At 68.2% G+C, this 26,284-nt stretch carries 22 protein-coding genes, 1 tRNA gene and 1 other RNA gene; 15 read left to right on the forward strand and 9 right to left on the reverse strand.

From position 1 onward, the window contains the following. Nucleotides 1-10: 10 nt before the first annotated feature. Nucleotides 11-862, reverse strand: coding sequence for an aminoglycoside phosphotransferase family protein (locus GJ743_RS14490; protein ID WP_328289210.1), 852 nt, complete (start codon nt 860-862; stop codon nt 11-13). A gap of 49 nt (nt 863-911) precedes the next feature. On the opposite strand from GJ743_RS14490, the gene GJ743_RS14495 reads away from it, so the two are divergent. After that, nucleotides 912-2,978: a helicase HerA-like domain-containing protein gene (locus tag GJ743_RS14495; RefSeq protein WP_155052615.1), complete on the forward strand. Its 2,067-nt coding sequence runs from the start codon at nt 912-914 to the stop codon at nt 2,976-2,978. Between the two features lie 17 nt (nt 2,979-2,995). Then, on the forward strand, nt 2,996-3,616 hold the full coding sequence (locus tag GJ743_RS14500; RefSeq protein ID WP_328289211.1) for a GNAT family N-acetyltransferase: 621 nt from the start codon (nt 2,996-2,998) through the stop codon (nt 3,614-3,616). A 34-nt stretch (nt 3,617-3,650) separates the two neighbouring features. Here the strand turns inward: GJ743_RS14500 and GJ743_RS14505 are convergent, their stop codons facing one another. From GJ743_RS14505 to GJ743_RS14535, 7 genes are all read right to left on the reverse strand, one after another. After that, on the reverse strand, nt 3,651-4,139 hold the full coding sequence (locus GJ743_RS14505) for a hypothetical protein (RefSeq protein ID WP_155052616.1): 489 nt from the start codon (nt 4,137-4,139) through the stop codon (nt 3,651-3,653). Between the two features lie 211 nt (nt 4,140-4,350). Next, nucleotides 4,351-4,932: a hypothetical protein gene (locus GJ743_RS14510; protein ID WP_155052617.1), complete on the reverse strand. Its 582-nt coding sequence runs from the start codon at nt 4,930-4,932 to the stop codon at nt 4,351-4,353. 220 nt (nt 4,933-5,152) lie between these two features. Next, nucleotides 5,153-5,240 (reverse strand) — tRNA-Ser (locus GJ743_RS14515). Further along, nucleotides 5,238-5,334, reverse strand: an RNA gene (ffs, locus tag GJ743_RS14520) — signal recognition particle sRNA small type. Before ffs ends, GJ743_RS14515 begins: the two co-directional genes overlap by 3 nt. Nucleotides 5,335-5,340: 6 nt before the next feature. Then, entirely contained in the window at nt 5,341-6,303 is a 963-nt protein-coding gene (locus tag GJ743_RS14525) for an NAD-dependent epimerase/dehydratase family protein (protein WP_328289212.1), read from the reverse strand. Beyond that, entirely contained in the window at nt 6,300-7,295 is a 996-nt protein-coding gene (locus GJ743_RS14530; RefSeq protein ID WP_155052618.1) for a bile acid:sodium symporter family protein, read from the reverse strand. The genes GJ743_RS14525 and GJ743_RS14530 overlap by 4 nt, the downstream gene beginning before the upstream one ends. After that, nucleotides 7,292-8,650, reverse strand: a complete 1,359-nt coding sequence (locus GJ743_RS14535; RefSeq protein ID WP_328289213.1) for a flavin-containing monooxygenase — start codon at nt 8,648-8,650, stop codon at nt 7,292-7,294. Before GJ743_RS14535 ends, GJ743_RS14530 begins: the two co-directional genes overlap by 4 nt. A gap of 150 nt (nt 8,651-8,800) precedes the next feature. Here GJ743_RS14535 and pta point away from each other — a divergent pair, with 150 nt between their 5' ends. The 4 genes from pta to GJ743_RS14555 all read left to right on the forward strand — a co-directional run bounded on the left by pta (nt 8,801) and on the right by GJ743_RS14555 (nt 14,373). Continuing rightward, nucleotides 8,801-10,960: a phosphate acetyltransferase gene (pta, locus tag GJ743_RS14540; RefSeq protein ID WP_328289214.1), complete on the forward strand. Its 2,160-nt coding sequence runs from the start codon at nt 8,801-8,803 to the stop codon at nt 10,958-10,960. 94 nt (nt 10,961-11,054) lie between these two features. Continuing rightward, nucleotides 11,055-12,248, forward strand: a complete 1,194-nt coding sequence (locus GJ743_RS14545) for an acetate/propionate family kinase (protein WP_155052619.1) — start codon at nt 11,055-11,057, stop codon at nt 12,246-12,248. A gap of 113 nt (nt 12,249-12,361) precedes the next feature. Beyond that, nucleotides 12,362-12,955 carry an ArsR/SmtB family transcription factor gene (locus GJ743_RS14550; protein WP_155052620.1) on the forward strand — a complete coding sequence of 198 codons (594 nt, stop codon included), beginning with the start codon at nt 12,362-12,364 and terminating at the stop codon, nt 12,953-12,955. Then, nucleotides 12,919-14,373, forward strand: coding sequence for an MFS transporter (locus tag GJ743_RS14555; protein ID WP_155052621.1), 1,455 nt, complete (start codon nt 12,919-12,921; stop codon nt 14,371-14,373). Before GJ743_RS14550 ends, GJ743_RS14555 begins: the two co-directional genes overlap by 37 nt. A 7-nt stretch (nt 14,374-14,380) precedes the next feature. Here the strand turns inward: GJ743_RS14555 and GJ743_RS14560 are convergent, their stop codons facing one another. Then, the gene (locus GJ743_RS14560) at nt 14,381-14,755 is read right to left on the reverse strand and encodes a TraR/DksA family transcriptional regulator (protein ID WP_328289215.1); all 375 of its coding nucleotides are present in this window, start codon (nt 14,753-14,755) and stop codon (nt 14,381-14,383) included. Between the two features lie 329 nt (nt 14,756-15,084). On the opposite strand from GJ743_RS14560, the gene GJ743_RS14565 reads away from it, so the two are divergent. The 9 genes from GJ743_RS14565 (at nt 15,085) to GJ743_RS20410 (ending at nt 26,181) form a co-directional block, all read left to right on the forward strand. Further along, nucleotides 15,085-16,503: a polysaccharide biosynthesis tyrosine autokinase gene (locus tag GJ743_RS14565; RefSeq protein ID WP_155052622.1), complete on the forward strand. Its 1,419-nt coding sequence runs from the start codon at nt 15,085-15,087 to the stop codon at nt 16,501-16,503. Next, a complete protein-coding gene (locus GJ743_RS14570; RefSeq protein WP_155052623.1) occupies nt 16,500-17,099 on the forward strand; it encodes an arsenate reductase/protein-tyrosine-phosphatase family protein in 600 nt (199 codons plus the stop codon). The genes GJ743_RS14565 and GJ743_RS14570 overlap by 4 nt, the downstream gene beginning before the upstream one ends. A gap of 62 nt (nt 17,100-17,161) precedes the next feature. Continuing rightward, nucleotides 17,162-18,076: a hypothetical protein gene (locus GJ743_RS14575; RefSeq protein ID WP_155052624.1), complete on the forward strand. Its 915-nt coding sequence runs from the start codon at nt 17,162-17,164 to the stop codon at nt 18,074-18,076. Continuing rightward, a complete protein-coding gene (locus GJ743_RS14580) occupies nt 18,067-19,551 on the forward strand; it encodes a sugar transferase (protein WP_328289216.1) in 1,485 nt (494 codons plus the stop codon). Before GJ743_RS14575 ends, GJ743_RS14580 begins: the two co-directional genes overlap by 10 nt. A 40-nt stretch (nt 19,552-19,591) precedes the next feature. Then, on the forward strand, nt 19,592-20,734 hold the full coding sequence (locus GJ743_RS14585) for a glycosyltransferase family 4 protein (RefSeq protein WP_155052625.1): 1,143 nt from the start codon (nt 19,592-19,594) through the stop codon (nt 20,732-20,734). Continuing rightward, nucleotides 20,677-21,873 (forward strand): glycosyltransferase, encoded by a 1,197-nt coding sequence (locus tag GJ743_RS14590; protein WP_155052626.1) that lies wholly within the window; start codon nt 20,677-20,679, stop codon nt 21,871-21,873. Before GJ743_RS14585 ends, GJ743_RS14590 begins: the two co-directional genes overlap by 58 nt. 62 nt (nt 21,874-21,935) lie before the next feature. Next, nucleotides 21,936-23,141, forward strand: a complete 1,206-nt coding sequence (locus tag GJ743_RS14595; RefSeq protein WP_155052627.1) for a lipopolysaccharide biosynthesis protein — start codon at nt 21,936-21,938, stop codon at nt 23,139-23,141. A gap of 461 nt (nt 23,142-23,602) precedes the next feature. Beyond that, nucleotides 23,603-24,871 carry a heparinase II/III family protein gene (locus GJ743_RS14600; protein ID WP_196217015.1) on the forward strand — a complete coding sequence of 423 codons (1,269 nt, stop codon included), beginning with the start codon at nt 23,603-23,605 and terminating at the stop codon, nt 24,869-24,871. Nucleotides 24,872-25,521: 650 nt separating this feature from the next. Beyond that, complete coding sequence (locus GJ743_RS20410; protein ID WP_407645247.1) at nt 25,522-26,181, forward strand: O-antigen ligase family protein; 660 nt, start codon at nt 25,522-25,524, stop codon at nt 26,179-26,181. The last annotated feature ends 103 nt before the right edge of the window (nt 26,182-26,284 follow it).

Raw genomic sequence — 26,284 nt, forward strand, 5'->3', positions numbered from 1 at the left:
AGGCGACGGGCTAGACGGCGAGCCCCGCTGCCGCCTCGCCGATGCGCTCGGCGGTCGCCGCGCGCTCGGGCCGCCCGTCGAGCTCGAACCAGGTCGACGACAGCGCGCTCCACGCGACGAGCCAGTCGCGCAGGCGGCGGGCCTCGAATCCGGTCGCGTCGACGACGACCCCGAACTGCCGTGCGAGCCGTCCCGGCACGAGCGCGCGCTCGTGCGACGGGTTGCAGAGCAGGTTGCACACGTCGAACTCGGCGTCGCCGACGAGGCCCTTCGGGTCGATCGCGAGCCAGCCGCGCTCGCCGAAGTCGAGCACGTTGCCGTGGTGGAGGTCCCCGTGCAGCACGACGGGCTCGCGGCCGTCGTCGAACCGCCGCCGCGCGAGGTCGGCGCCCGCGCGGTGGAGCGGACCGAGTCCCTCGGCATGCGCGAACAACTGCCGGAACCAGTCCTCCAACGGCACGAGCGTCGGTGGATCGGGCAGGGCGAGCACCCGATCGGTCTCGGCGTGCAGTCGCGCGGCGACGTCGCAGACGATGCGCGTCGCCGCGTCGTCCTCGCCCGCGCGGACCATCGAGACGAGGTCGCGCCGCCCCATGGCCCGCTCAATGAGCAGGGCCTGGTGGTCGCGGCGGAGGACGCGGACCGCACCGCGTCCGTCGAGCGCGGCGAGGAGGGCCGCGCCCCTGGCCTCCTCGGGCTCGTGCGCGATCTTCAGCATGGCGGCCGCGCCGTCCTCGGTGCGCACGGGGATCAGCCGGCTCGTCGTCGTGGTCGAGGGATCCCCGTCCGGCCGGAGCCGCCACCGCCGCAGCCAGGCGGCTTCGTCGGCTCGCCCGGGGTCCACCGGTCCGAGATCGCTCACCCGCCCAGTATCCCGGCGCGCGGGTCACCACGACGTTAGGATCGGCCCCATGTCGGACGACGCGGTGAAGCGGGCACAGGAGGCGGCGGAGGCCGCGGCGGCAGCGGCCGCGGCGCTGCAGGAGCAGGCCGCGGAGGCGATCCGCAAGGCCGAGGAGGCGGCAGCGCTCGCGAAGGCCGCGGCCGCGGCGGCGACGGATGCCACGTCGGCGACCCGTACGGCGGATGCCGCAACCGCTCCCGAATCGAAGGACACGACGGGTGCCGCGACCGCGCCGAGCACGACGGGTGCCGCAACCACTCCTGAATCGAAGGACACGACGGGTGCCGCGACCGCGGCGAGCACGAAAGATGCCCCAACCGTTCCTGAATCGAAGGACATCGCGGAGGCGTCCTTCGATTCAGGAACGAACGCGACAGAACCCCCCGTTCCGGCACCCGCGGCCGCCGATCCCACCGCACCCGCGGCATCCGCCCCGCCCGCAGCGGACGGCCCGCTCGACGCCGCCGAGGTCGACCGCATCCGCGCCGGCTACGCCTTCGAGGGTCCCGCGCTCGAGATGGGCGCGCTCGTCAACGGCGAGGCGATGCCCGACGTGCCCGTCCGCATCCCGCTCGCGATGACCAACCGGCACGGCCTCGTCGCCGGCGCGACCGGAACGGGCAAGACCCGCACGCTCCAGGTGCTCGCCGAGCAGCTCGCGGCGGCCGGTGTCGCCGTGTTCGCGGCCGACATCAAGGGCGACCTCTCGGGCGTCGCGACGCCCGGCACGAGCAGCGAGAAGCTGCTGAAGCGCACCGACGGCATCGGGCAGGCGTGGGAGGCGGCGAGCTTCCCGACCGAGTTCTTCTCGCTCGGCGGCGTCGGCCGGGGCGTCCCGATCCGCGCGACGATCTCGGGCTTCGGCCCGCTACTGCTCAGCAAGGTGCTCGGCCTCAACGAGACGCAGGAGTCGAGCCTCGGCCTCGTCTTCCACTACGCGAACAAGAACGGATTGGCGCTCCTCGACCTCGACGACCTGCGCGCCGTGCTCGCGTACCTCGTGAGCGACGAGGGCAAGGGCGAGCTCGAGGGGCTCGGCGGCCTGTCGAAGGCGACGGTGGGCGTCATCCTGCGCGAGCTCATCGCGTTCGCCGACCAGGGCGCCGACGTCTTCTTCGGCGAGCCCGAGATCGACACGGCCGAGTTCCTCCGCACGGCGGCCGACGGGCGCGGGGTCATCAGCCTCCTCGAGGTGCCGGGCGTCGCCGACAAGCCCGCGCTGTACTCGACCTTCCTCATGTGGTTGCTCGCCGACCTGTACGGCGGCCTGCCGGAGGTGGGCGACCTCGACCAGCCCAAGCTCGTGTTCTTCTTCGACGAGGCGCACCTGCTCTTCCGCGACGCGTCGAAGGAGTTCCTCGCGCAGGTGGTGCAGACCGTGCGGCTCATCCGCTCGAAGGGCGTCGGCGTCTTCTTCGTCACGCAGACCCCGAAGGACGTGCCGGGCGACGTGCTCGCACAGCTCGGCTCGCGCGTGCAGCACCAGCTGCGCGCGTTCACGCCCGATGACGCGAAGGCGCTCCGCGCGACCGTCTCGACGTACCCGAACTCGGGCTACGACCTCGAGGAGACCCTCACCGTGCTCGGCACGGGCGAGGCGATCGTGACCGTCATGAACGAGAAGGGCGCTCCGAGCCCGGTCGCCTGGACGCGGCTGCGCGCGCCGCAGGCCTCGATGTCGCCGAGTGCGGATGCCGCGATCGACGCCGCCGTCGCGGCATCCCCCCTCACCGCGAAGTACGGCACGGCGATCGACCGTGAATCCGCGCACGAGCTGCTGACCAAGCGGATGGCGGATGCCGCGGCCGCAGCGGACGCGGCCGAGGCCGCCGAGGCGAAGGTGAAGGCCGACGCCGAGTACGCGAAGATGCAGGCGAAGATCGAGGCCGACCAGGCGAAGGCCGAGAAGAAGGCGCAGGCCGAGTACGACCGGCTCATCAAGCAGACCTCCTCAAGCTCGCGCTCGCGGACCCCGCAGCGGTCGGCGCTCGAGGAAGTGCTCGGCTCGAAGACCACGCAGAAGGTGATCACGCAGGTGCTCACGGGTCTGTTCGGCATGGCGAAGCGGAAGTGAATCCGGCCGAGGAGGCCGTGAGTGAGCCGGTCATCCGCCCGTACCGCGCCGCGGACCGGGCCGCCGTCGCCGAGGTGTGCCTGCGCACGGCCGCCGCGGGCGGCGATGCCACCGGCGTCTATTCCGACGACGCGCTCATGCCGGAGGTCTACGCGATGCCCTACGTCGACTTCGCGCCCGATCTCGCCTTCGTCGTCGAACTCGACGGTCGCGTCGCCGGGTACGTGCTCGGCATCGCCGACACCGCCGAGTTCATCGACTGGTACGCGCGCGAGTGGGCGCCGGGATTCCGGGCGAGGCACCCGCTCGCGGGCCCGCCCACCGCGCATCGCCCGGCGTACTCGGAGGCGCAGCTCATCGCGGACGGCGGCGACGCCGAGCGAATGCGGATCCCCGAGCTCGAGGACTACCCGGCGCACCTGCACATCGACCTGCTGCCCGAATTGCAGGGTCGAGGACTCGGTCGCCGTCTGATCGACCGGCTCCGCGCCGCGCTGGCCGAGCGCGGCGTTCCCGCGCTGCATCTCGGGATCGACGCGGCGAACGTCGGCGCTCGCGCGTTCTACGAACGGCTCGGCTTCCACGAACTGCCCTCGAGCCGACCGGACGTTCCGCGCTTCGGCATCGCGACGCACTGAGACCCGGGCCGGGCCGACCGCCGCCGCCGACGAGTCAGCTGCGAAGCCCGCGCCCCTCGAACCAGTAGAGCAGGTGCGGGTCCGACGCCCGGAGTTCGGTCAGCGTCACCGGCTCGGTGCGGACGGTCTCCTCGAGCTCGAGGATCTCGGCGATCGTGTCGAGCGAGTGATCGTCCCAGAACGTGCCCCGCATGCGGAAGAGGCACGTGCCGTCGGCATCGACGACGAACAGCTGCTGGACGGTCTCGAGCGTGTCGCCCCGGTACGTGTCGATGCGGAGCACCTCGGCCATGTCGCGACGGGCGACGCTGTGGATGCGCCCCAGGAACCCGCGCTCGACGATGCCGTGCGGACTGACGACGACCTCGGTCCGCTGGTAGCTGATGTACGCGGCGACGCCGAGGGCGGCGAGCACGACGACGACCGCCGCCGTCAGCCCCACCGCGGCACTCCCGAACGGGGAGACGAGCCAGGCGACCGTGAGGATCACGGGCACCAAGAGGGCGACCAGCGGGAGCCCCACGGCCCGAGTCAAGGAGCGACGGGGTCTCAGGGTGAGTACCCTGAGACCCCCGCCCCCTGCCTGGCCGATGCGGGATTCCCCTGCGTCCCCGTATCCCGTTCTCATCGCTGCCACAGACATCGGAACCATGATGTTCCGGCGACGGCGATGCCGCTATTCGGCATTAAGGGGGACTTGCGCCCGGCCGATCGGGCGTACTCGGATCTTCTCCTCAGGACACGGCGGGGAGCACCGCCGCGCAGAAGTCGTCGGTGCGGCCGGTCGAGCCCTTCACGACGCCGAGGAACTCGAGGAACTCGTCATCGGACGGGTCGGCGATGTCGTCGCCGTAGTCGATCAGCAACTCGTACCGCACCTGGCCCGGGTTGCGCGCGATGGCCTTGCCCGACTCGTCGTAGACGTTCGCACTGCCGGTCCCGAGCACGAGGATGGTCATGGTGCCGTCGCCGTTGTCGGTGATCTTGAGATCCTTGTCGACCGTCTTGCCGGTCTCGGTGACGGTCCCGCCCGGACCCGTGTAGGTGCCGTGGAACTCGATGTTGGCCATCCAGTACGGTGCCGTCCCCGGCTTCCGCGAGTTGAACAGCACGTGGATCTCGCGCAGGAACTCGACCTCGACGGTGATGCCGGCATCGCAGAAGTTCTCGTCGGTGAACGACTCCTCCTCGACGAACCGGATATTCTCGAGCGGCTTCGCCATGGCGGGCGGGGCGGCGAGCAGCGACGCCGCGAACGCGGCGGCGGCGGTGGCGGCGATCACGCCGCGACGGTGGAGCGGGGTGGATGCGGACACGGATTCCCCTTCCTGTCGCGCGCGACGCTCGTGGCGTCGCCGCGCAGCGGCGTCCGGGCTGGCGGAATCATCCCGTATACGGGTGCGATGCGGCGACGCCCGTTCGGGGGCGGAAATGGCAGAACCCCCGGCGCGGGTCCGGGGGTTCGGCGATGTTCACTTGGCGGAGGATGGGGGATTCGAACCCCGTTGTGGGTGCTGCGCGTCACCCATGTTCACTTGGCGGAGGATGGGGGATTCGAACCCCCGAGGGCTTTCACCCAACACGCTTTCCAAGCGTGCGCCATAGGCCACTAGGCGAATCCTCCTGGGACCCCTCACGCACCCGCCAGAGCCCGGTTACCCTTGCTGCGTTTCCGCCCTGGGGGAGTTGGCCTGGATGGCGCCACGTGAGGAGCCTCGGACAGTCTACCCGAGGGAACGGGCGCGTCGAACCGCGAGGTACGCGTCGAACGCCTCGCGGCTGGTCCGCTCGGGCGAGTAGCCGAGCACGCGCTTGAGGCGCGTGTTGTCGAGCACCGGCCGGTAGCGCAGGAATCCGACGCGCTCGGGACCGTGGACGGTGAGACGCAGTGCGTGACCGACGCGCAGCACCGCGGTGAGCAGTCGCGCGGACACGGTCACGGTGGGCTTGCCGAGGGCGTCCGCGATCTCGGTCACGGTCACTCGCCCGTCGCCCGCGACGTTGAACGCGCCCGTCACGTCGCCGGTCGCGCCGCGGACGATCGCGCCGACCACGTCGTCGACCCACACGAACACGAACGGGCTCTCCGAGCCCGCGATGCGCAGGATGCGCCTGGCCTCCCAGAGCGCCGTGATCTGGTTCGCGACGGTCGGCCCCAGGATCGTGCCGATGCGGAGCACGACCTGGCCGAGCTCGGGGTGCCGGGCCCGGTAGTCGGCGAGCAGCTCCTCGACGAGTCGCTTGTGCCGCGAGTAGCTGAACTCCTGGTTGCCGCGGATGGGGTCGTCCTCGGTCAGCCACTCGGGGTTGTCGGCGTGGTAGCCGTAGGCGGCGCCCGACGACGACACGACGATCCGGGTCACACCGCCCGCGACGGCGGCCTCGAGCACGTTCCGCGTGCCCTCGACGTCGACGCGGTACTCGACCTCCTCGCTGAGGCCCCCAGGGTTCACGATGGCGGCGAGGTGCACGATCGTGTCGATCGCGTGGCGTTCGATGACGGCGGCGAGGGCCGCGGCATCCGTCACGTCGCACCGCTCGACGATGACGCCTTCGGGCGCGGATGCCGCGGGCGGGCGCACGTCGCCCGAGACGACCAGCTCGACGTCCGGGTCCCAGGCGAGGGCGCGGACCGCGTTCGAGCCGAGGAACCCGCTGCCGCCGGTGACCAGGATGCGCCGGCTCACGACGCCGTCCCGGAGGCGGTCGCCGGGCCGGCCGCGGCATCGGGCGCGACGTCGCCGTCGGCCGACGAGTCCGTGTCGCGGCCGGCCGCGGCATCCGCTCGCCTGGTGCGCCGCGCCCAGACCGTCGCGAGCGCGAGCCCGGCGATGATGTCCCAGATGCCCCACCAGCCGGCGACGATCGCCATGCCGCCGATCCCGCCGAAGAACGAGAAGACGAGGCCGAGGCCGAGGCCGGCGTTGCGGATGCCGACCTCGAACGTGATCGCCTTGCGGTCGCGCACGCCGAGCCCGCCGATGCGGGCGCTGGCGTAGCCGAGGCCGAGCGCGATCGCGTCGTGCAGGAACACGGCGAGGAGGACCACGCCGATGTACGCCATGAAGATCGCCCAGTTGCCCACGAGCGCGGCGACGATGAAGCCGACGAGCGCGAGCAGGCTGATCCAGCGCGCGTACGGCTGCACGCGGGCCGCGAAGCGCGGCCAGAGCGCTCGGATGAGGAAGCCCGCGATGAAGGGCAACCCGATGATGAGGAAGATGTCGAGCAGCATCTGCCAGCCGTCAAGGCTGACGGCCCGCACGAGCTCCGACGCCTTCGGGTGGATGCCGCCCCAGAACGCGATGCTGAGCGGCAGCACGAAGATGTAGATCACGTTCGCGACCGCGGTCATCGACACCGACAGCGCGACGTTGCCGCGTGCGCGGTAGGTCAGCACCTGCGAGATGTTGCCCGGCGGGCAGGCGGCGACGAGCAGCATGCCGAGCGCGACGGAGGCCTGCACGTCGAGCAGGAGCGTGAGCCCGAACGTGACCGCGGGCAGCAGGATGACCTGCGCGAGGAGCGCGATGAGCATCGCCTTCGGCGCACGCGCGACCGCGCGGAAGTCGGCCGGCGAGGTGTCGAGCGCGATGCCGAACATGATGAAGCCGAGCACGACGTTCAGGGCGATCATCGAGCCGGGCGCGAAGTTGAGGACGACGTCGTCGATGTTCATGCGCGGGTGCCCGCCTTCGTCGTGTCGGTCGCGGGCGCGACGGGTGCTGCGGGCGCCGGCAGCGTCCGCAGCAGGCGCTTGACCGTGCGGCGGTAGGCGTCCTTGTTCACGTAGTACGACATGCGGTCGAGCCCGAGGTAGCGGTATCCGCCCGTGAGGTCGGGCCACGGCGTCGCGGCCGCATCGTGGAAGCGGGACGCGGCATCCGGCTGGTCGCGCACGGCCGCGAGGTAGGCGGCGATCAGCTCGGCCTGCTCGTAGCGGCCCTGCCAGCCGATGCCCGACGCCTCGATCATGCCGAGCACGAAGAGGCCGTTGAAGCTCGGCGGGAAGACGTTGAGGTAGAGCTCGGGGGCCGCCGTCGTCCAGTTGAGGTGGGCGCGCTCGACGAACGGGTAGTCGAGCCTGTAGCCGGTCGCGAGCACGACGAGGTCGTAGTCGCCGGCACTGCCGTCGGCGAAGCGCACGGCCCCGCCCTCGAACCGGTCGATGTCGCCGACGACGCGCAGGTCGCCCTGGCCGAGGTGGTTCAGGATCAGCGTGTTCACGATCGGGTGCGACTCGTAGATGCGGTAGTCGGGCTTCGGGAAGCCGAACCGCACGGGGTCGCCCGTGAACGCCTTCAGCACGCGCGTGTCGACGAACTGCTTGAGCCGCGCGGGCAGCGGCCGCCCCTGGTTCAGGGTGTCGCTCGGCCGCCCGAACAGGTACCGCGGCACGAAGTAGTAGCCGCGGCGCACCGACAGGTCGACGGATGCCGCGTGGTGGACCGCGTCGACGGCGATGTCGCAGCCCGAGTTGCCCGCGCCGATGATGAGGACGCGCTTGCCCTCGAACACCTTGGGCGACTTGTACGCGCTCGTGTGCATGACCTCGCCCGCGAACTCGCCGCGGAAGCTCGGCACGTTCGGCTCGGCGAGGGTGCCGTTGGCGAGGATGACGGCCGGGTGCTCGGTCGTGGTGCTCGTGCCGTCCGCGTGGACGGCGGTGACGAGCCATCCGCTCGCCCCGGTCGCGTCGCCGTCGACCGGCTCGACGGCCGTGACCTTCGCGTCGAACCGGAAGTGCTCGCGCAGCCCGTAGGCGTCGGCGTAGTCGCGGAAGTAGCGGTGCAGCTCGCGGTGGCCGGGGTAGTCGGCGGTCGAGTCCATCGGGAACTCGGCGAACTCGGTCGTCGTGCGCGAGGAGATGAGGTGCGCGGACTCGTACATCGTCGAGCGCGGGTTGTCGATGTTCCAGAGGCCGCCCACGTCGGGGCCGGCCTCGAAGCCGATGAAGGGGATGCCGGCGCGGCTGAGCGCGCGGGCACCGGCGAGACCTGATGGGCCCGCTCCGATGAGGGCGATGGGGTTCACGGGTGTTCCTGGTGCGTGGGCGGCGTCGTCGGGGCCGACGCCGGGTCGGGTCCGAACAGCATAAGCGAACAGTGCTCGGGTTCCGGAACAGCGGCCGGCGCGGGGCCCGTGCACCTGCGCCCTCGAGAGCCGCCTCGATAGGCTGGCCGGGTGGCGCACAGCATCTACATCTGCTCCGCCGAGGGGAACACCGGCAAGTCGACGGTGGCGCTCGGGACGCTCGATACCCTGAGCCGACGGGCGACCCGAGTGGGCGTCTTCCGCCCCATCGCGCGCTCGACCGAGGAGCGCGACTACGTGCTCGAACTGCTGCTCGCCCACGACGGCGTCATCGAACTCGGCTACGACGAGGCGATCGGCGTCACCTACGACGACGTGCACGGCGACCCCGAGGCTGCGCTCGCCACCATCGTCCGGCGGTTCAAGGCGATCGAGGCCCGCTGCGACGTGGTCGTGGTGATCGGGTCCGACTACACGGATGTCGGCAGCCCCACCGAGCTGGCCTTCAACGCGCGCATCGCGGCGAACCTCGGCGCACCCGTCCTCCTCGTGGTCGGCGGGCGCGTCACGCAGGGGCGCGGGGCGAGCGAGCGGCTTGGCTACACGGACGCCCGCACGCCCGACGAGCTCGCCCAGATCACCGAACTCGCGGTCGAGGAGCTCGAGCGCGAGCACGCGTCGCTCCTCGGCGTCGTCGCCAACCGGGCCGACCCCGACCGGCTCGACGCGATCGTCGAGGCCGTCCGGTCCGTCTCGGGCGGAGTGGTCGCGGTCGGCGGTGCCGGCGCGGCCGGCGGCGGCGAGGCATCCGTGTCGGTCTGGGCGATCCCGGAGGACCAGTACCTCGTCGCGCCCTCGATGCGCTCGATCATGCGGGCCGTCGACGGAACGCTCTACGCGGGCGATCCCGAACTGCTGGAGCGCGAGGCGCTCGGCGTCGTGGTCGCCGCGATGTCGATGGAGAACGTGCTGGCCTGGCTCACCGAGGCCGCCGTCGTCGTCGTGCCCGGCGACCGGAGCGAGGTGCTGCTGGGCGTGCTCACCGCGCACGCGTCGGCGACGTTCCCGTCGATCGCGGGCATCGTGCTGAACGGCGGGTTCCCGGTCTCCGAGACCGTCGAACGCCTCATCGAGGGCCTGAAGTCGGGCCTGCCGATCATCCGCACCGAGCTCAGCAGCTACGACACCGCGCTCGCGATCACGCAGACGCGCGGCAAGCTCGCCGCCGAGTCGCAGCGCAAGCGCGACACCGCGCTGGCCCTCTTCGAGAAGCACGTCGACGGGGTCGAGCTACTCGACCGCCTCGACGTGGCCCGCACCGACGTCGTCACGCCGCTCATGTTCGAGTACGGCCTGCTCGCCCGGGCGCGCGACGCGCGCAAGCACATCGTGCTTCCCGAGGGCTACGACGACCGCATCCTGCGGGCGGCGGCGACGCTGCTGGCCCGCGACGTCGCCGACCTCACGATCCTCGGCGAGGAGATCGAGATCCGCTCGCGGGCGATCGGCCTGGGCCTCGACATCTCACGGGCGACGGTCCTCTCGAACCACGACCACGTGCTCGTCTACCGGTTCGCCGACGAGTACCAGCGCCGCCGCGCGCACAAGGGCGTGACGCTCGAGCAGGCCCGCGACACCGTTCAAGACGTGTCGTACTTCGGAACGATGATGGTCGAGCTCGGCCTCGCCGACGGCATGGTCTCCGGGGCGATGCACACGACGGCGCACACCATCCGCCCGGCGTTCGAGGTCATCAAGACCAAGCCGGGCGTGCAGGTCGTCTCGAGCGTGTTCCTCATGGCGCTCGCCGACCGCGTGCTCGTCTACGGCGACTGCGCGGTCGTGCCCGACCCGACCGCCGAGCAGCTCGCCGACATCGCGATCTCGTCAGCGCAGACCGCGGTGCAGTTCGGCATCGAGCCGCGCGTCGCGATGCTGTCGTACTCGACCGGCGAGTCCGGCTCGGGGGCGGATGTCGACAAGGTGCGCCGCGCGACCGAGCTCGTGCGCGAGCGCGCCCCCGAACTGCCGGTCGAGGGGCCGATCCAGTACGACGCGGCCGCCGATGCGGCGGTGGCGCGCACCAAGCTGCCGGGCTCGTCGGTCGCGGGGCGCGCGACGGTGTTCGTCTTCCCCGACCTCAACACGGGCAACAACACCTACAAGGCGGTGCAGCGCTCGGCGGGCGCGGTCGCGATCGGGCCGGTGCTCCAGGGCCTCAGGAAGCCCGTGAACGACCTCTCGCGCGGCGCGCTCGTGCAGGACATCGTGAACACCGTCGCGATCACGGCGATCCAGGCGGCGTCGTGAGCGGGGCCGGTGGTCGAGTAGCACGCGAAGCGCGCTCCACCCCCGGTGGTCGAGTAGCACGCGAAGCGCGCGTATCGAGACCCGGGAGTCCCGCATGAGCGTCGTCCTCGTCGTCAACTCCGGGTCGTCGTCGCTGAAGTACCAGCTCGTCGACGTGACGGCGGGGGAGCCGCTCGCCTCGGGTCTCGTCGAGCGCATCGGCGCCGGCGAGGGCCGCGCCACCCACACGGATGCCTCGGGCCGCGCGTTCCGCGAGCAGGTCTCGGTCGCCGACCACGACGCGGCCTTCGCGTGGATGCTGCAGGCCTTCGCCGAGCACGGCCCGTCGCTCGACGAGCACGCCCCGGTGGCCGTCGGCCACCGGGTCGTGCAGGGCGGCGCCCGCTTCTTCGAGCCGACGATCATCACGGAGCTCGTGAAGATCAACATCGACGAGCTGTCGGTGCTGGCCCCGCTGCACAATCCCGCGAACCTCGCTGGCGTCGTCGCCGCCGAGCGCGCGTTCCCGTCGGTACCGCACGTCGCCGTCTTCGACACCGCGTTCCACCAGACGATGCCGCCCGAGGCGTACCTCTACGCCCTCGACCGCGACCTCGCCGAGAAGCACCGCATCCGCCGGTACGGCTTCCACGGCACCTCGCACCGGTACGTCTCGCGCGCCGCGGCGGCGTTCCTCGGCCGACCGGTCGAGGAGCTGAAGCTCATCGTGCTGCACCTCGGCAACGGCGCCTCCGCCTGTGCGGTCGACGGCGGCCGGTCGGTCGAGACGAGCATGGGGATGACCCCGCTCGAGGGCCTCGCGATGGGTACGCGCTCGGGCGACCTCGACCCGGCCGTCGTGCTGCACCTGCAGCGGCGAGCGGGCCTTCGCGTCGACGAGGTCGACGACCTGCTGAACAAGCGGAGCGGCATGCTCGGGCTCGGCGGGCATGGCGACATGCGCGACCTCACCGAGGCCGCGGCATCCGGTGACGAGCGCGCGCGCATCGCGCTCGAGGTCTACGCGCACCGCGTGCGCGCGTACGTCGGCGCCTACGCGGCGCAGCTGGGCCGAGTCGACGCGATCGTGTTCACCGCGGGCGTCGGGGAGAACGCGGCCGACGTGCGCGCCATGTCGCTCGCCGGGCTCGAGGGCTTCGGGGTCGAGGTGGATGCCGCGCTGAACGCGTTGCGGTCGGGGGAGGCTCGCCGCATCTCGACGGACGACTCGCGCACCGCGGTGCTCGTGGTGCCGACGAACGAGGAGCTCGAGATCGCACGCCAGACCCTCGAGGTCGTCGCGGGCTGACGCGCCGGGACTCCGGGGGCCGGGGCGCGCCGGTGCCGCGAGCCGTCCGATCCCGCGGGATGATACGTACAAGAAGTCTTGTACAAGAGTTCTTGTGGGTCTAGTCTGGCGACATGACCGATCCCGCCCGACCGCCTGCCGCGTCCGACCTGCACCTGCACGATCCGGGCCCGATGCGCGCGATGGCGCACCCGATGCGGCTGCGCATCATCGGACTCCTCCGCATGGAGGGGCCGGCGACCGTCGGCATGCTCGCCCAGCAGACGGGGGAGTCCGCGGGCTCGGTCAGCTACCACATGGCGACGCTCGCCAAGCACGGCTTCGTCGAGGAGGCGCCCGAGCTCGCCCGCGACCGCCGCGAGCGCTGGTGGCGCGCCGCGCACGAGATGACGAGCTGGAACACCGTCGACTTCATCGACGACCCGGCGCGGCACGCGGCATCCGACGCCCTGCGCCGCACGGTGCTCGAGAGCTACCACCGCGAACTGCTCGCCGCGCTCGATGCTGAGGCGGCCCTCGAGCCCGAGTGGATCGCGCCGACCGACTCGTCCGACGGGGCCGCGCACCTGACGCTCGAGGAGTTCCAGGAGCTCTCGGCCGACCTCGCCGCCGTCCGTGACAAGTGGTGGGCGCGCCGCGGCGAGCCCGCCGAGGGCACCCGACTCGTGCGGTGGATGACGCACGTCTTCCCGAGGGCCGACGCGTGAGCGTGGCATCCGCCCCCGCCGCGCCGGCCGACCCGACCGTCGCCGGGCGTCGTCGACGACTGCCGCTTCTGGCGCTGTTCGCCGCGCAGTTGTGCTCGCTCGGCGGCAACGCGATCGCGATCGTCGCCGTGCCGCTCATCGTGCTGCAGCAGACCGGTTCGCCGCTCGCCGCGGGCGTCGCCGGCATCTTCTCGACCGTGCCGCTCGTCATCGGCGGCGCGCTCGGCGGCGTCCTCGTCGACCGGTTCGGCTACCGCGCGTCGAGCATCGCGGCGGATGTCGCGAGCGGCGTCACCGTGCTGGCGATCCCGCTCCTCGACGCGGCCGGCCTGCTGTCGTTCCCGGTCCTCCTCGCGCTCGTGTTCCTCGGCGGACTACTCGACCCGCCGGGCGACACCGCGAAGACGGTGCTCATGCCCGACCTCGCGGCGCTCGCGCGCACCCCGCTCGCCCGCGCCGCGGGCGCCCAGTCGGCCGTGCAGCGCACCGCGACCATGGTCGGTGCCGGCACCGCCGGTGCGCTCGTGGCCCTGGCCGGGCCGATGACGGCGTTGGTGGCGGATGCCGCGGGGTTCGCGGTCTCGGCGATCCTGGTGGCGCTGCTCGTGCCGTCGCGCGCGCGCATCGACGCGGTGCTGCGACCGGAGGAGTCTCAGCCGGACACGGACGCCGCGCGATCGGAGCCCGAAGCCTCGCGTGCCGCAGCGGCGGGCGATGTGCCGGCCGCACCCGCCGAAGCCGCAGGCGCCGCCCGAGGGAGCGCCGCCGAGAGCGCGGCCGGCTTCGTGGCCGGCATCCGCTTCATCGCGAAGACGCCGCTCGCGCTCGCCGTCGTGCTGCTGGTGACCCTCACGAACGCGATCGACGCGGCGGGCATGACGGTGCTGAAGCCCGTGTACGCCTCGCAGGTGCTGGGCGACCCGGCGTCGCTGGGGTTCATGATCGGATGCTTCGCCGCCGGCGCCCTGACGGGCTCGGCCGTGTTCGGACTCGTCGGCCATCGCGCCTCGGGCCGGCTCATGTTCGCCGTGTGCTTCGTGCTGGCCGGCGCGCCGCCGTACGCGGCCATGGCGCTCGGGGTGCCGGTCGAGCTGCTGTTCGTGGTCCTGGCCCTCTCGGGGCTCGCGGCGGGTGCGCTGAACCCGATGATCTCGACGGCGCTGTTCGGCGTCGTGCCCGACGGCATGCGCGCCCGGGTCTTCGGGGCGATCACCTCGGGCGTCGCGGCGTCGATGCCGATCGGGGCGTTCGCGGCCGGTGCCGCGGTCGACGCGTTCGGGTTCGTGCCGGTCGTCGCGGGAGCGGCCGTGCTCTACACGGTGCTCGGCGCGAGCCCGTTGGTGCTGCGCGCGTTCGACGGGCTCGCGGGAGTGCGCGGTGCGGCATCTGTCGCCGACGCGGTCGAACCGCGGCGCTGAGCGTGCGTCAGCGCACCAGGCGTGCGCAGTCGATGCAGAGGGTCGCGGTCGGCCGGGCCTCGAGGCGGGCGACGGTGATCTTGTTGCCGCAGCGTTCGCAGACGCCGTAGGTGCCTTCGTCGATGCGCGCGAGCGCCCGGTCGACATCGGTGAGCTCGTGCTCGACGTCGTGCAGGACTGCAGTGCGCTGCGACCACTCCTGGCTCATGGTCGGCCCGTCGGGGTCGTGTTCGTCGTCGACCGACGTGTCGGATCTCGCCGCACGGACCGCCGTGATCCCCTCGCTCTGCTCGGCGAGGCGCTCCTCGGCCTTGCGCCGTTCCGCGAGCAGGAGCTCTCGGAACCGCTCCAGTTGCGCGGCTGTGCTGACCCCCGTCGTCACGTGACCACCTCCGTCGTCGTGCACCGGGGCGGGCGGATGCCGCTTCCGCGCCGGTGCGGTCCACCGATCCTATGCCCGACCGCCGACATCGCGGCCGGGCCGAACGGCCCGGCGGGTCGGGCCATGCGCCCGCAGCGTCGATCGTCAGCATCGGCCGCGCGGGTTGTCCCCAGAACGGGGGTCAATGCATACCCGAGGTGGGTGTCCTGCAAATCGGAGGCTAGACTCCTTCCACGGACCTGCGCGAGTTTCGCGTGGGTCCGTGTCGTGCGGGAACGGCGAGGTCCTCGCGGAATGAGTCACCGCTGCGACGAAAGGGAAGACAGGCTTTGGAACTCCGAGACTACGTGCGCATCCTGCACCGGAACTGGGTGCTGATCCTCGCGTGCACCCTCCTCGGAGTCGCCGCGGCTGCCGCCTACTCGCTCGTCGTGACGCCGAAGTACGTCGCCACGACCGAGCTGTATGTTTCGGTGCGGGCGGGCGATTCCGCAGCGACCGGCGACCTCGTGCAGGGTACGAACTTCGCCCGCCAGGCCGTGACGAGCTACGTCGACGTCGTCGACAGCGCCATCGTGCTCGACCGGGTGGTCGAGGAGTTGGGCCTCGAGGCCACCTCCGGTGAGCTGTCGGCGTCGGTCGAGGCGAGTTCGCCCCTGAACACCGTGCTCATCGATATCGCCGTGACGGACAGTGATCCCGAGCAGGCTGCGGAGATCGCGAACTCGATCGGGTCCAACTTCGCCGACGTCGTCGTCAACGACCTCGAGAAGCCCGAGGGTGACGCCGCGAGCCTCGTGAAGATCGAGACGATCCAGCCGGCCGTGGTGCCGGAGAAGCCGTCGAGCCCGAACGTGCCGCTGAACCTCGCGCTCGGCGGGCTCGTCGGCCTGGCGCTCGGCATCGGCATCGCCGTGCTGCGGACGGTGCTCGACACCCGCATCCACTCGCTGCACGACATCGAGCAGGTGACCGACAAGCCGCTGCTCGGCGGCATCGCGCTGGATCCGGATGCCACCAAGCGCCCGCTGATCGTCCACGCCGACCCGCGCAATCCTCGTGCCGAGTCGTTCCGCAGCCTGCGGACCAACCTGCAGTTCGTGAACGTCGAGGGCGGCGGGGCGCGGAGCTTCGTCATCACGAGCGCCGGGCCCGGAGAGGGCAAGAGCACGACGGCCGCGAACCTCGCGATCTCGCTCGCCGAGACCGGCGCGCGTGTCGCCCTGATCGACGGCGATCTTCGACTGCCCAAGCTGGCGGACTACCTCGGCATCGAGGGGGCGGTCGGGCTCACTGACGTGCTCATCGGTCGCGCGGAGCTCGCGGACGTGCTGCAGAAGTGGGGCCGTGGCCAGCTGTACGTGCTGCCCGCGGGGCGCATCCCGCCGAACCCGAGCGAGTTGCTGGGCTCCGCGGCGATGGATCGACTGCTGACCACGCTCTCGGAGCGGGTCGATTACGTGCTCATCGATGCTCCGCCCGTGCTGGTCGTGACGGATGCCGCGGTGGTGTCCAAGCTCGCCGGTGGCGCGATCCTCATCGCCGCGTCGGGTTCGACGCGCAAGCCGCAGCTCGGCGCCGCCGTGCGCACGCTCGAGGCGATCGGCAGCCGGCTGCTGGGCGTCGTCGTGACGATGCTGCCGACCAAGGGCCCCGACAGCTACGGTTACGGCGAGTACACGTACGCGATGACGCATGAGATCGAGGCGGCGCCGTATTCCGAGCGGAATCGGGGCCGAGGGGAATGACCTTCCGCATCCTGACCGTCTGCTCGGGCAACATCTGCCGGTCGCCGATGGCCGAACAGCTCCTTCGCGCCAGGCTCGGCGGCGTCGACGACATCGAGGTGTCGAGCGCGGGCACCATCGCCATGGTCGGTGACGGCATGCCAGCAGAAGCCCGCGAACTCTCGGCACGACTCGGTGCCGCGGATGCCGACGCGCATCGCGCGCGTCAGCTCGACGAACGCATGGTCCGCGAGGCCGACCTGGTGCTCGGGCTCGCGCGCGAGCATCGTCGCGCGGTCGTCGAGCTCGTCCCGGCTGCGACGCGCAAGACGTTCACGCTGCGGGAGTTCGCTCACCTCGCGGCCGAGGTCACGGAGGCCGACCTCGCGGCGTCCGTCGACCCGTTCGCCGATGCTCCGCCTGGCGGATTGGGTGTCGCAGTGACGGCGACGGCGTCCCTCCGGGGCGTCGTCGCTCCGTTCGAATCGCCCGACGACGCCGATGTCGTCGACCCGTACCGCCGGTCGGCTGCGGTGTACGAGCAGTCCGCCCAGCAGATCGGCCCCGCGGTGGATGTCACCGTGGCGCTGCTCGCACGCTTGGCGGCTCGGCGGTAGCGATGGCGTCGGGAAAGATGGGTCGGAGCCGCGAGAGCCGTGCGCGGAGGATCTGGATCGGTGTGGCGCTCGGCGTGCTCGCGGTCGTCGCCGGCGGACTCGCGTACGCGGCGATGACGCAGTTCGAGACGCCCTCGACGGCGGGGTCGACGCCCGGAGCTGCGCCGAGCAGCACCGGCGACGCGGTCGTCGAATCCGACGACCCGTCGACGCTCGAGGAGCCGGCCGAATCCACCCCCGCGGCAGTCGCGCCCGGTCGCGTGATCACGGCGCTGGACGCGTCGTTCGCGGTTCGCGCGGTGTCGACCACCTGCCCGGCGCCGACCGCGGTCGAGGTGAGCTCCGATGCGGGGGCGAACTGGCGAGCGATCCCGGCGGATCCCGTCTCGGCGGCGCAGCGCGTCGACTGGGATGGCGACTCGTACCTCGCCGTCCTCGGTTCGGCTTCGGACGGCTGCGCGTCGACGTTCGATCTCACCTGGACGGCGGGTGACGACTGGGATTCCGCGCCGGACGAACTGACCGCGGAGTGGTTCGTCGACCCGGGCGATCGCGCGACGGTCCATTCGCCCACGGGCGCGCAGCCGGCGCCGTGCAGGGCAGTGCTGCAGCTCGCTGCGAGCGACGATGATGCCAGTGCTGCCGCGTTGTGCGACGACGCCACCGTGCACGCGACGGTCGACGGTGGGCAGACCTGGCTCGCGGCGGGACCGATCGCGGGGGCGGGCGCGATCGGCGCCGGAGACGCGGGCGTCTTCCGGGTGGCCGTGATCGACCAGACCGGCTGCACGGGGGCGCAGCTCGGCGAGCTTTCGGTCGTCGACGGTACCGCGGTGCTGGGCGCGCTCGGCGCCTGTCTGGCTGCCGCCGTTCCGGCGGGAGCCGTGGCCGTCGACACCGCGACAGACGGATCGACATGGGTGTGGGCCGGTGACGTGATCGGTCGTTCGACGGATGGAGGGCTGTCGTGGCTGTAGTCGAAGAGGTCGGACTCGGGGTGACGCCGCGGGTTCGCGTGACGAGGTGGCAGCGTCAGTACGCCCGCAGGCTCTTCGTCACCGACTTCCTCGCCGTGTTCACGGCGGTCTTCGGGTCGCAGTTCCTCCGGTTCGGAACGCGGGTCGAGGAACTCGACCTTCTGCACGCCGAGGTCACCGAGTTCGCGATCACGTACTCGGCGCTCTCGGTGCTGCTGGTCGCCGGGTGGATGGTGGCACTCGAGTTCTTCGCCACGCGCGACCACAAGATCATCGGCAGCGGCAGCCTCGAGTACAAGCGCATCGCCGATGCGACTTTCCGCACGTTCGGCCTGCTCGCGATCCTCGCGTTCCTGACCCAGTCGCTCATCGGCCGGGGCTACCTGATCATCGCGTTCCCGGCGGGCGTCGCGCTGCTCCTGCTCGGTCGCTGGGGATGGCGGCACTGGCTGAACGCTCGCCGCGCACAGGGCGAATTCACGTATCGCGCGCTCCTCGTGGGTGAACGCGAGAAGTCGGAGCACGTCGCCCAGCAGATGGGCCGGCACAACGATGTCGGCATCACCATCATCGGCGCGGTCACCGATCACGGATCGGTCGAACGGCGCCTCTCGAGCGCGATCCCGGTGCTCGGCGGCTATGACGACGTGCTCGACATCATCGCCGAGTCTGGCGCCGACACCGTGATCATCACCGGTTCCGACCATGTCGGCCCGAAGCAACTGCGTCGGCTGGGTTGGGATCTCGAGGCGCGTTCCGTCAGCCTCATCGTCGCCCCGGCGTTGACGGATGTCGCGGGCCCGCGAATCCACGCACGACCCGTCGCCGGTCTTCCGCTCATTCACGTCGAGTACCCGGAGTTCGACGGCCGCAAGCGCGCGACGAAGCGCATCTTCGACATCGTCGGTTCGCTGCTCCTCATCGCGTTGTCGGCACCGATCATGGTCGCCGTCGCATTCGCCGTGAAGTTCACGAGCCCTGGCTCCGTGCTGTACCGCCAGGAGCGGATCGGGCTGCGTGGCACTCCCTTCGAGATGCTCAAGTTCCGCTCGATGGTCAGCGGCGCCGACGACCAGCTCAAGAGCCTGCTCGACGCGCAGGGCACCTCAGAGAAGCCCCTGTTCAAGATCAATTCCGATCCGCGCATCACCCCGGTCGGCCGCTTCATCCGCCGATACTCGCTCGACGAGCTGCCGCAGTTCTTCAACGTCTTGCGCGGCGAGATGAGCCTCGTCGGCCCGCGCCCGCAGGTGCCCGCCGAAGTCGCACTCTACGAGGATTGGGCGCACCGCCGTCTCTTCATGAAGCCCGGCATCACCGGCCTCTGGCAGGTCAGCGGTCGCTCCGACCTCGACTGGGACGACGCCATCCGCCTCGACCTGTATTACGTGGAGAACTGGTCCATGGTGGCGGACGTCGTGATTCTCTGGCGGACAGTGCGGGCGGTTGTCTCGCCTGGCGGTCAGGCTCATTAGGCAATCGGACGAACTAAGACGAACACCGACCGAGGATGAAATGAACTCTGCGAGATCCATACTGGTGCTTGCGAAGGCCTACCCCCCGATCGCCGGGGGTGTGGAAACCTATTCCGAGCAGGTGGTTCGGGGATATCTTGCCCGAGGTTTCAGCGTCACGGTGCTCACTCAGATTGGGACAGCCAAAGGGTGGAGTGAGCGACAGTATCCCGAGGGGTCGATCCGAATCTTCGACACAGGGCCGGGCAATCAGGCAGTAGTCGCAATGAAACTCGCGCGCGAGGCCCGCAGGGAGCTTAGTCGTGGTGGCTACTCCTTCGTTCATGCGACGACGTGGCGTCCAGCTGCTGCGGTGCTCGGCGGGTTAGGAAGAACCCCATTGGTCGTCACGATCCACGGGCGAGAAATCGTGAAGGTACCGCGATGGGCGACCGGTGCAATGTGCAGGATTCTCGAGAGGGCTGATGTCGTTATAGCGGTTTCGACTGCGACCCTCGCGCGGGCGGAGCACAAGCTTCGAAGGCGATCGGTACGAGGTCGCTGGGAGATCGCGGGGAATGGCCTGACCTTTCCGGAACTGGCGCGCGATTCGCTGCCAAAGTCGCCAAGAGCCTCCGTGAACTTCCTAACGATCGCTCGTCTTGTGGAACGCAAGAATGTTCGCGGCTCGCTGAGGGCCCTCGCCGAACTGCGGGAGTCCGGCAGAGATGACTTCGAGTACAGCATCGCCGGTACGGGGCCTGACCGGGCTAAGTTGCAGGCAGAGGCGCTCTCACTCGGGCTAGAACGGCACGTTCGGTTTCTAGGCTACGTTTCCGACGAGGAAATCGTGCAGTTGTATCAACAGTGCGACGTATTCGTTCATCCGCAGATCGCAACGGATGAGGGTGCAGATTTCGAAGGCTTCGGAATCGTAATTGCCGACGCAATGTCATTCGGATGTGTTGTGGTCGCGGGAAGGGATGGGGGGCCGCGAGACTTTGTTCAAACCGGAGTCACGGGGATGCTCGTGGACGGGAGGAACGAGGAAGAACTCCGAGACGCGTTACAGATGCTCATGCGTGACGAGACGCTGAGGCAGGCGCTCGGCTCCCGTGGACGAGGCTTCGTCCTGGAGCATCTCGCGTGGAGCAATCACGTTGGTACGATCCTTACGGCCATCGATCAGACGGTTGCGGCATGAACCCTCTATCGTTGACTGCTGTCTCCACCGTTCTCGCTGTGCTCGCCGTGTACCCGTTTACCATCTATCCGCTTGCTCTGCGCCTCCTGAAGACTCGACCGTTGCAGTTCGATGTAGATCCAATGACGGATTCAACTGGCGAGACCTTCGCACTGTTCTTTTCCTTCTTCAATGAAGCCAGCAGCATGCCGGAGAAGGTGGATAACCTTCGCGCAATACGCGCCGCTTACCCCAACATCGAACTGTGGGCATACGACGATTGTTCAGACGATGACTCAGCGGCGATTCTCGAAGACTCTGACGTCGATATACGTCTGGTGCGAGGCCGAGAACGACTCGGCAAGGCTCACGGCATGAAGGTCATGGTCGGAATGACCGACCGTGACCTACTCGTCTTCACGGATGCGAACGTCACGGTTGACCCAGAGTCGATCGGAGCGCTTGCGCGCTGCTACAAAGACCAGGAAGTCGGTGGCGTTTGCGGCACCCTTCATTATAGGTCCGCGGCTGGCACGTCAACAGAGAGTGTCGGTGGCGCCTATTGGCGGCTAGAGGAGTTCATCAAGAGCGAAGAGTCTAGGTCCGGCAACGTGATGGGGGCCGATGGCTCCATCTTCTCAATCCGTCGCGAGCTCTACCCCGACTTCCCCGACAGCGTGCAGGATGACTTCACTGTTTCGATGGCCGTCGTCTTTGCAAACCGTCGGTTGATTCGGTCAGAGGACGTTCGTGCATTTGAGGAGTTAGTCTCACGCCGCAGGCTCGAAATCCGACGCAAGGTGCGCATCTCGACCCGCGCATTTCATACTCACCAACAGTTTGGCCGCGCACTTCAAAGCTTGTCATGGCGAGACAAGTGGTGCTACTTCTCGCACAAGTGGTTGCGTTGGCACTCGGGATTCTGTCTGATTCTCGGTATCGGTTGCAGCGTTTGGGCGATCGGCGTCGTGTCGATCTGGGCTGGCCTAGCGGTCCTTGTAGGAATCGTTGGACTGGCTGTCTGGGCATTCAAGCGCTCTCAAGGTGTTGCGGCCGCCGTTTCCGATGTAGTCGCGTCTCTTGTGGCTGCGTCTGTCGGGACCGTCTACGCACGGTCAGGAAAGACCATGTCGACCTGGCAGCCCCCGAGGACTCCCTAATGCGTCGATACATTGTGCCGATCACTTCACGCTATGCGTCTGTCGGAATCCAACTACTGCTCGTGACGCTCATCGCTCGAGTTCTCCCGCTCGACGAAGCTGGCCGATACTTCACATTCTCAGGTGTCGTCCTCTCGACTTACTTTGCGGTCGGGGCCGGGCTCCCGGACGGCGCCATTCGATTCGCTCCGGCCCTTCGAGCAAAGGGAGACCAAGCCGGTGCGAATTGGCTTCGGCGCCGGACGTTCTCGTTTTCTATCGCATCGGCACCGATCCTCGCGATCGTCATCGTTTGGACGGTCTTCGGCCGAACTGAATCGCCTACAACGTGCTTGTGGATTTCGGCCTGGTGGCTTGGCTATGCAGCGATATTTGCGTCGGCGCAGTCGGTCGTCGCGAGCGGTCGTGGCGCCCTCGGCACGTCGATGTTCTATTCCGCTGCCAACATCGCGTCTCTGCTTATCGTCATTCCCATGATCGCCCTCGGGTTGGCTAATTCTCTCGCCGTTGTTCTGCCTCTTACGGTGCTGTCGACAGGACTTGCTGCGCTGACTTGCTCAGCGATCGCGATTCGTCACTTGCGCGGTCAGTCGGCTCGCCCCGATCAGTCGGTCTTGGGGGTTGCCTGGCGCCAGGGTGGATCAGTAGCCGTTGGTCGCGTTGTCCAATCTGGCCTTCTTTGGTCCCCGGTTTGGGTTGCATCGATCTTCCTGGGGCCTGAGAGTGCGGCGCTGTTCGGACTTGCGACGCGGCTAGTTTCCGCGGTGGCGGCGGTCATAGCTACGGTACGTTTCTCTATCCGGCCAGAACTTGCCGAACTCGCGGTAGCTGGCGAGTGGCGTCTGATCGAGTCGAGGGTCGCCCGAATCGCGACGTACACGACAGGGCTCGCGGTGGTCTCGATTATAGGAATCCTGGCGCTGGGACCGGTTCTCATCCCAATCCTCTTTGGCGAACGATACGCGGGAATTGAATCGCTTGTTGCCATGCTTCTGCTTGGAACGGTCGGGGAGAGCTTAGGGGGACCAATCGACGAGGTGCTGAAGATGTCCGGGGATGCCTACTTCGTACTACTTGTGCAGATTGGCGGGACTGCCGTCGCGTTTGCGTTTGAGGCGCTTGGAGCATTGCTGTATTCGAACATTGGACTAGCCGTCGCGTATGCGCTGGGATTCATCTTGATCTACGCTGTGATGATCGCTCGGCTGTGGGTAACGCGCCACGTACTGGCGCTTCCAAGATTTCCTCGGAGAACGGTGGAAGGTTGACCTCACTGAATGCGCGTCTCACGTACCTGCGATTCTTGCCCCCGCAGATGGTTGTTGGCAAGTTGCGTCAGGCGCTCTATCGACGGTTCCTGCTGCGTGGACGGTTTGCACGTGCGCGGTCGACTGCTGCGGGTGCTCGGTGGCGAAGTGACAGATCCTTGCTCGCTGTTGCCCACGCATACGAAGCACAGGGGGACCGTCTTGCCCAACCGAGCGAGTCGCTCGATCGCGGCGTATTTGTCTCCAACGGCGTACAGCACGATTTCGGGAGCATCGAAGCGATGCGCTGGGGTGTCGTGACACGTGGTGCTCCTGATCGCTCTCGGTGGGAGCACGACTTCGCCTTCTTTGCGTATTCGCTGCCCGTGGTGAGGTCAGAAGGGTGGCGAGGTGCGAGAACTATCGCCCGAATGCTTCAGGTTCTCGAGAATTGTGCAACTCAAGACCAATCGGAACTCCGGATGTTCCACTGGAGCCCGATTGCCTTGTCGTCGAGGATTCTCAACCTCGCAACTTCCCTCGCGATTGCATCCGAGGTAGACGGGGATCAGGATGATGAGGCTGCGGCTGTTATCTCGCGCCATATTTGGCTGTGCGACCAGATTCTTCAACGCACGGTCGAACGATATCTAGGGTATAACCACGCGGCGTTCGGCGAAGTCGCGCTGTTTGTAGCAGCGCTGTTGTTCTCTGATCAATCGCGCGCCAAACGGCAGTTGTCTCGCGCGCTGCACGTTCTGGACGCGGGCACGCTGGCGGATGGAATGTGGTCGGAGCGGTCGACGACCTACCACGTCCACATGCTCTTACTTTGTCGTGCGCTTCGTGCGAGTGGTGTCGCAGAAGGCTCTCACGCCGCGGTCCTGGATGACCTTTCTGCACGCATGGAGGAGGCCTTGCTCTGTATAGTCCACCCAGATGGGGAGATCGCCACCTTCAACGACGCGGCGATTGACGATGCAGTGAAGCCGTCAGCGGTCGGATGGACGCCGGTGGACGGGGAGCAAACCCGTCTCTTGGCTGAAGCCGGCTATGCGCGCCTAGCCGGCGGCAATTGGAGCGTGCTGATGGACGCCGGCCCGATGGGCCCAAATGCGGTCATCGGGCATGGTCACGCGGACTTTCTTTCGGTCGAGGTTTGCTTGAGTGGCCGTCGGCTCGTCGTGGATCCCGGCGTCGCGTCGATCTCGGCTGGTCCTGCGCGCGCTTGGACCCGTTCCGCGGGTTCTCATAATGGTCCAACGTTCGTAGGCCTCGAACCAGCCGAGTTCTTCGGTACATGGCGAGTTGGCCGACGGGGGCGTGCGACCTTCTCGGATTTCCTGAACGGTGGAGGCGCCAAAGTTCTGGCTTCGGGTGACTGCGACGGCTATGAGCCGTGGAATGCGACAGTCAAGCGAACGGTGAGCATCGAAGGCGGACACATGGCGATTGAGGACTGTTGGGAGGGTGGAGTGGCGCTTGAACCGAGAAGCTCGTTCATCATCGCAGCGGAGTGGGAGGTCGAGATACTCGACAGCGGACTTCTTCGGCTGACTTGTTCAGACGAACTGGAGGCTCTGGTGGAGTTGGAGCATGGGCGGATTGTCTCTGTCAACCCGGGTCAGTACTTCCCGAGTGGCCCCATGTCGCCGAAGATGGGCACGATTTGTTCGATCGAGCCCGACGGTGATGGGGTCGCCAGGACACGATGGACATGGAGCCCGAGTGACCTGGTGTCCCTCAGCTGAGCAATTGGATATCTGATGTCTAGGCTCGCGCCAAGAGTTCGTCCTGTGATTAAACGGGTCGTGGCTAGGTGACCGGCACTGGCCCTTACGCGGCTCGGCGTGGGCCGAAGCGCTCCGTCGGGCCAAGCTCAGCACCGGACCTGCGACTGGCAGCCTCAGCGCTAGGTCTAGTCATAGTGGCGTCAACGGCGGTCAGTTCATTCTCGGGCTCCATTGGGGACGCCCTGCTATTGGGTGCCTCTGCTCTCTCGATCACCATATTCTTGACCAGATATCGTCGCATTCGGGGAATCGTCCTTCTTGGGCTGGCCTTCCTCGTCATGTATGCCATTGGCACAGTCTTCATGCCGTATTCCGAGCAGGGATTTCGGAATACCCTGTCCGCGTTTTCGGGCCTATCTACTCTTGCGTTGTTTGCGGCGTACGGCAATGAAATGCTTGGGTACCGCGGGTTCCGATTTGCACTGTACGCAATCTGCGCAGTTGGCCTGATCGGGTTAGGTTCCCTCGATCTTCCGAAGAACATCACGGGCGGTACAGTGCTGTACCTGGTCGCTCTCGTGACAATCTCTATAATTTCGCAAGCGCGGCGCGGGTTCTGGATGTATTCTTCCCTCTTCGTTGCGACCAGTGTGCTCCTGAGCTTTTGGATGGACTTCCGTGGTCTCCTCGGTTATGCCGCGGTATTTGCGGCGGCTATGGTCGGCGCGCACGTCCTTCGCCCGCGCGCATACTGGCTCGTAGGAATCGTTGGGTCAGTTGCTATCATTTCGGCGACGCTCTGGTACTTCCTGAACGTGAATCAGAACCAGTTGATTAACGACATAACTCGGATAGTGTCAGAGACCTCCGGGCGTCGAGCGCTCTCTGGTAGGGATTGGCTTTGGCCCGCCATTCTGTCGGCCGTCGAGTCCAGTCCGCTAATGGGATTGGGTTCTGGTGCACTCCCGCGCGATATAATGCAAACTGACCTTTCTGCCCACAACTACTATCTTCAACTCTACCTTCAGATTGGGCTCGTTGGACTAGCGATTCTCACGAGCCTGTTGCTCGTGGTCTGGCGACGTCTAGCATTCGGACGGTCGCCGGCCGTTCAGTTTGGCTCTGCGCTATTCTTAATGTTCGTGGCTCACAACTCGACGGAAGTGCTCATGTTCCAGAACGGGTTGATAGCTGCAGTCCCGGCGTGGTGTGCGATTGGCATCGCGATTTCGGTTGCCATGCACGAGTCGCTGGCAGAATCATCTGGCTTCAGCACTGACCGATCGTCCGTCCGTTCCAGGTCAACAAGGGGTTCACCGAGATGGTAAGAGTTGTTCACGGACTGTATAAGGCCATGCGGCGATTGCGTGGCTGGTGGTTCGCAGTGTGGATACGTGCTTGGGGCGGGCGCGTCGGTAGGTCATTGGAAAT

The sequence above is a fragment of the Agromyces bracchium genome (assembly GCF_009709675.1).
Lineage (GTDB): Bacteria > Actinomycetota > Actinomycetes > Actinomycetales > Microbacteriaceae > Agromyces > Agromyces bracchium.

Coding starts and splice junctions, on each gene's coding strand:
- GJ743_RS14495 (WP_155052615.1), top strand. CDS start 912: ATGTCGGACGACGCGGTGAAGCGGGCACAGGAGGCGGCGGAGGCCGCG.
- GJ743_RS14530 (WP_155052618.1), bottom strand. CDS start 7,295: ATGAACATCGACGACGTCGTCCTCAACTTCGCGCCCGGCTCGATGATC.
- GJ743_RS14545 (WP_155052619.1), top strand. CDS start 11,055: ATGAGCGTCGTCCTCGTCGTCAACTCCGGGTCGTCGTCGCTGAAGTAC.
- GJ743_RS14550 (WP_155052620.1), top strand. CDS start 12,362: ATGACCGATCCCGCCCGACCGCCTGCCGCGTCCGACCTGCACCTGCAC.
- GJ743_RS14570 (WP_155052623.1), top strand. CDS start 16,500: ATGACCTTCCGCATCCTGACCGTCTGCTCGGGCAACATCTGCCGGTCG.
- GJ743_RS14585 (WP_155052625.1), top strand. CDS start 19,592: ATGAACTCTGCGAGATCCATACTGGTGCTTGCGAAGGCCTACCCCCCG.
- GJ743_RS14600 (WP_196217015.1), top strand. CDS start 23,603: ATGTTCCACTGGAGCCCGATTGCCTTGTCGTCGAGGATTCTCAACCTC.
- GJ743_RS20410 (WP_407645247.1), top strand. CDS start 25,522: ATGGACTTCCGTGGTCTCCTCGGTTATGCCGCGGTATTTGCGGCGGCT.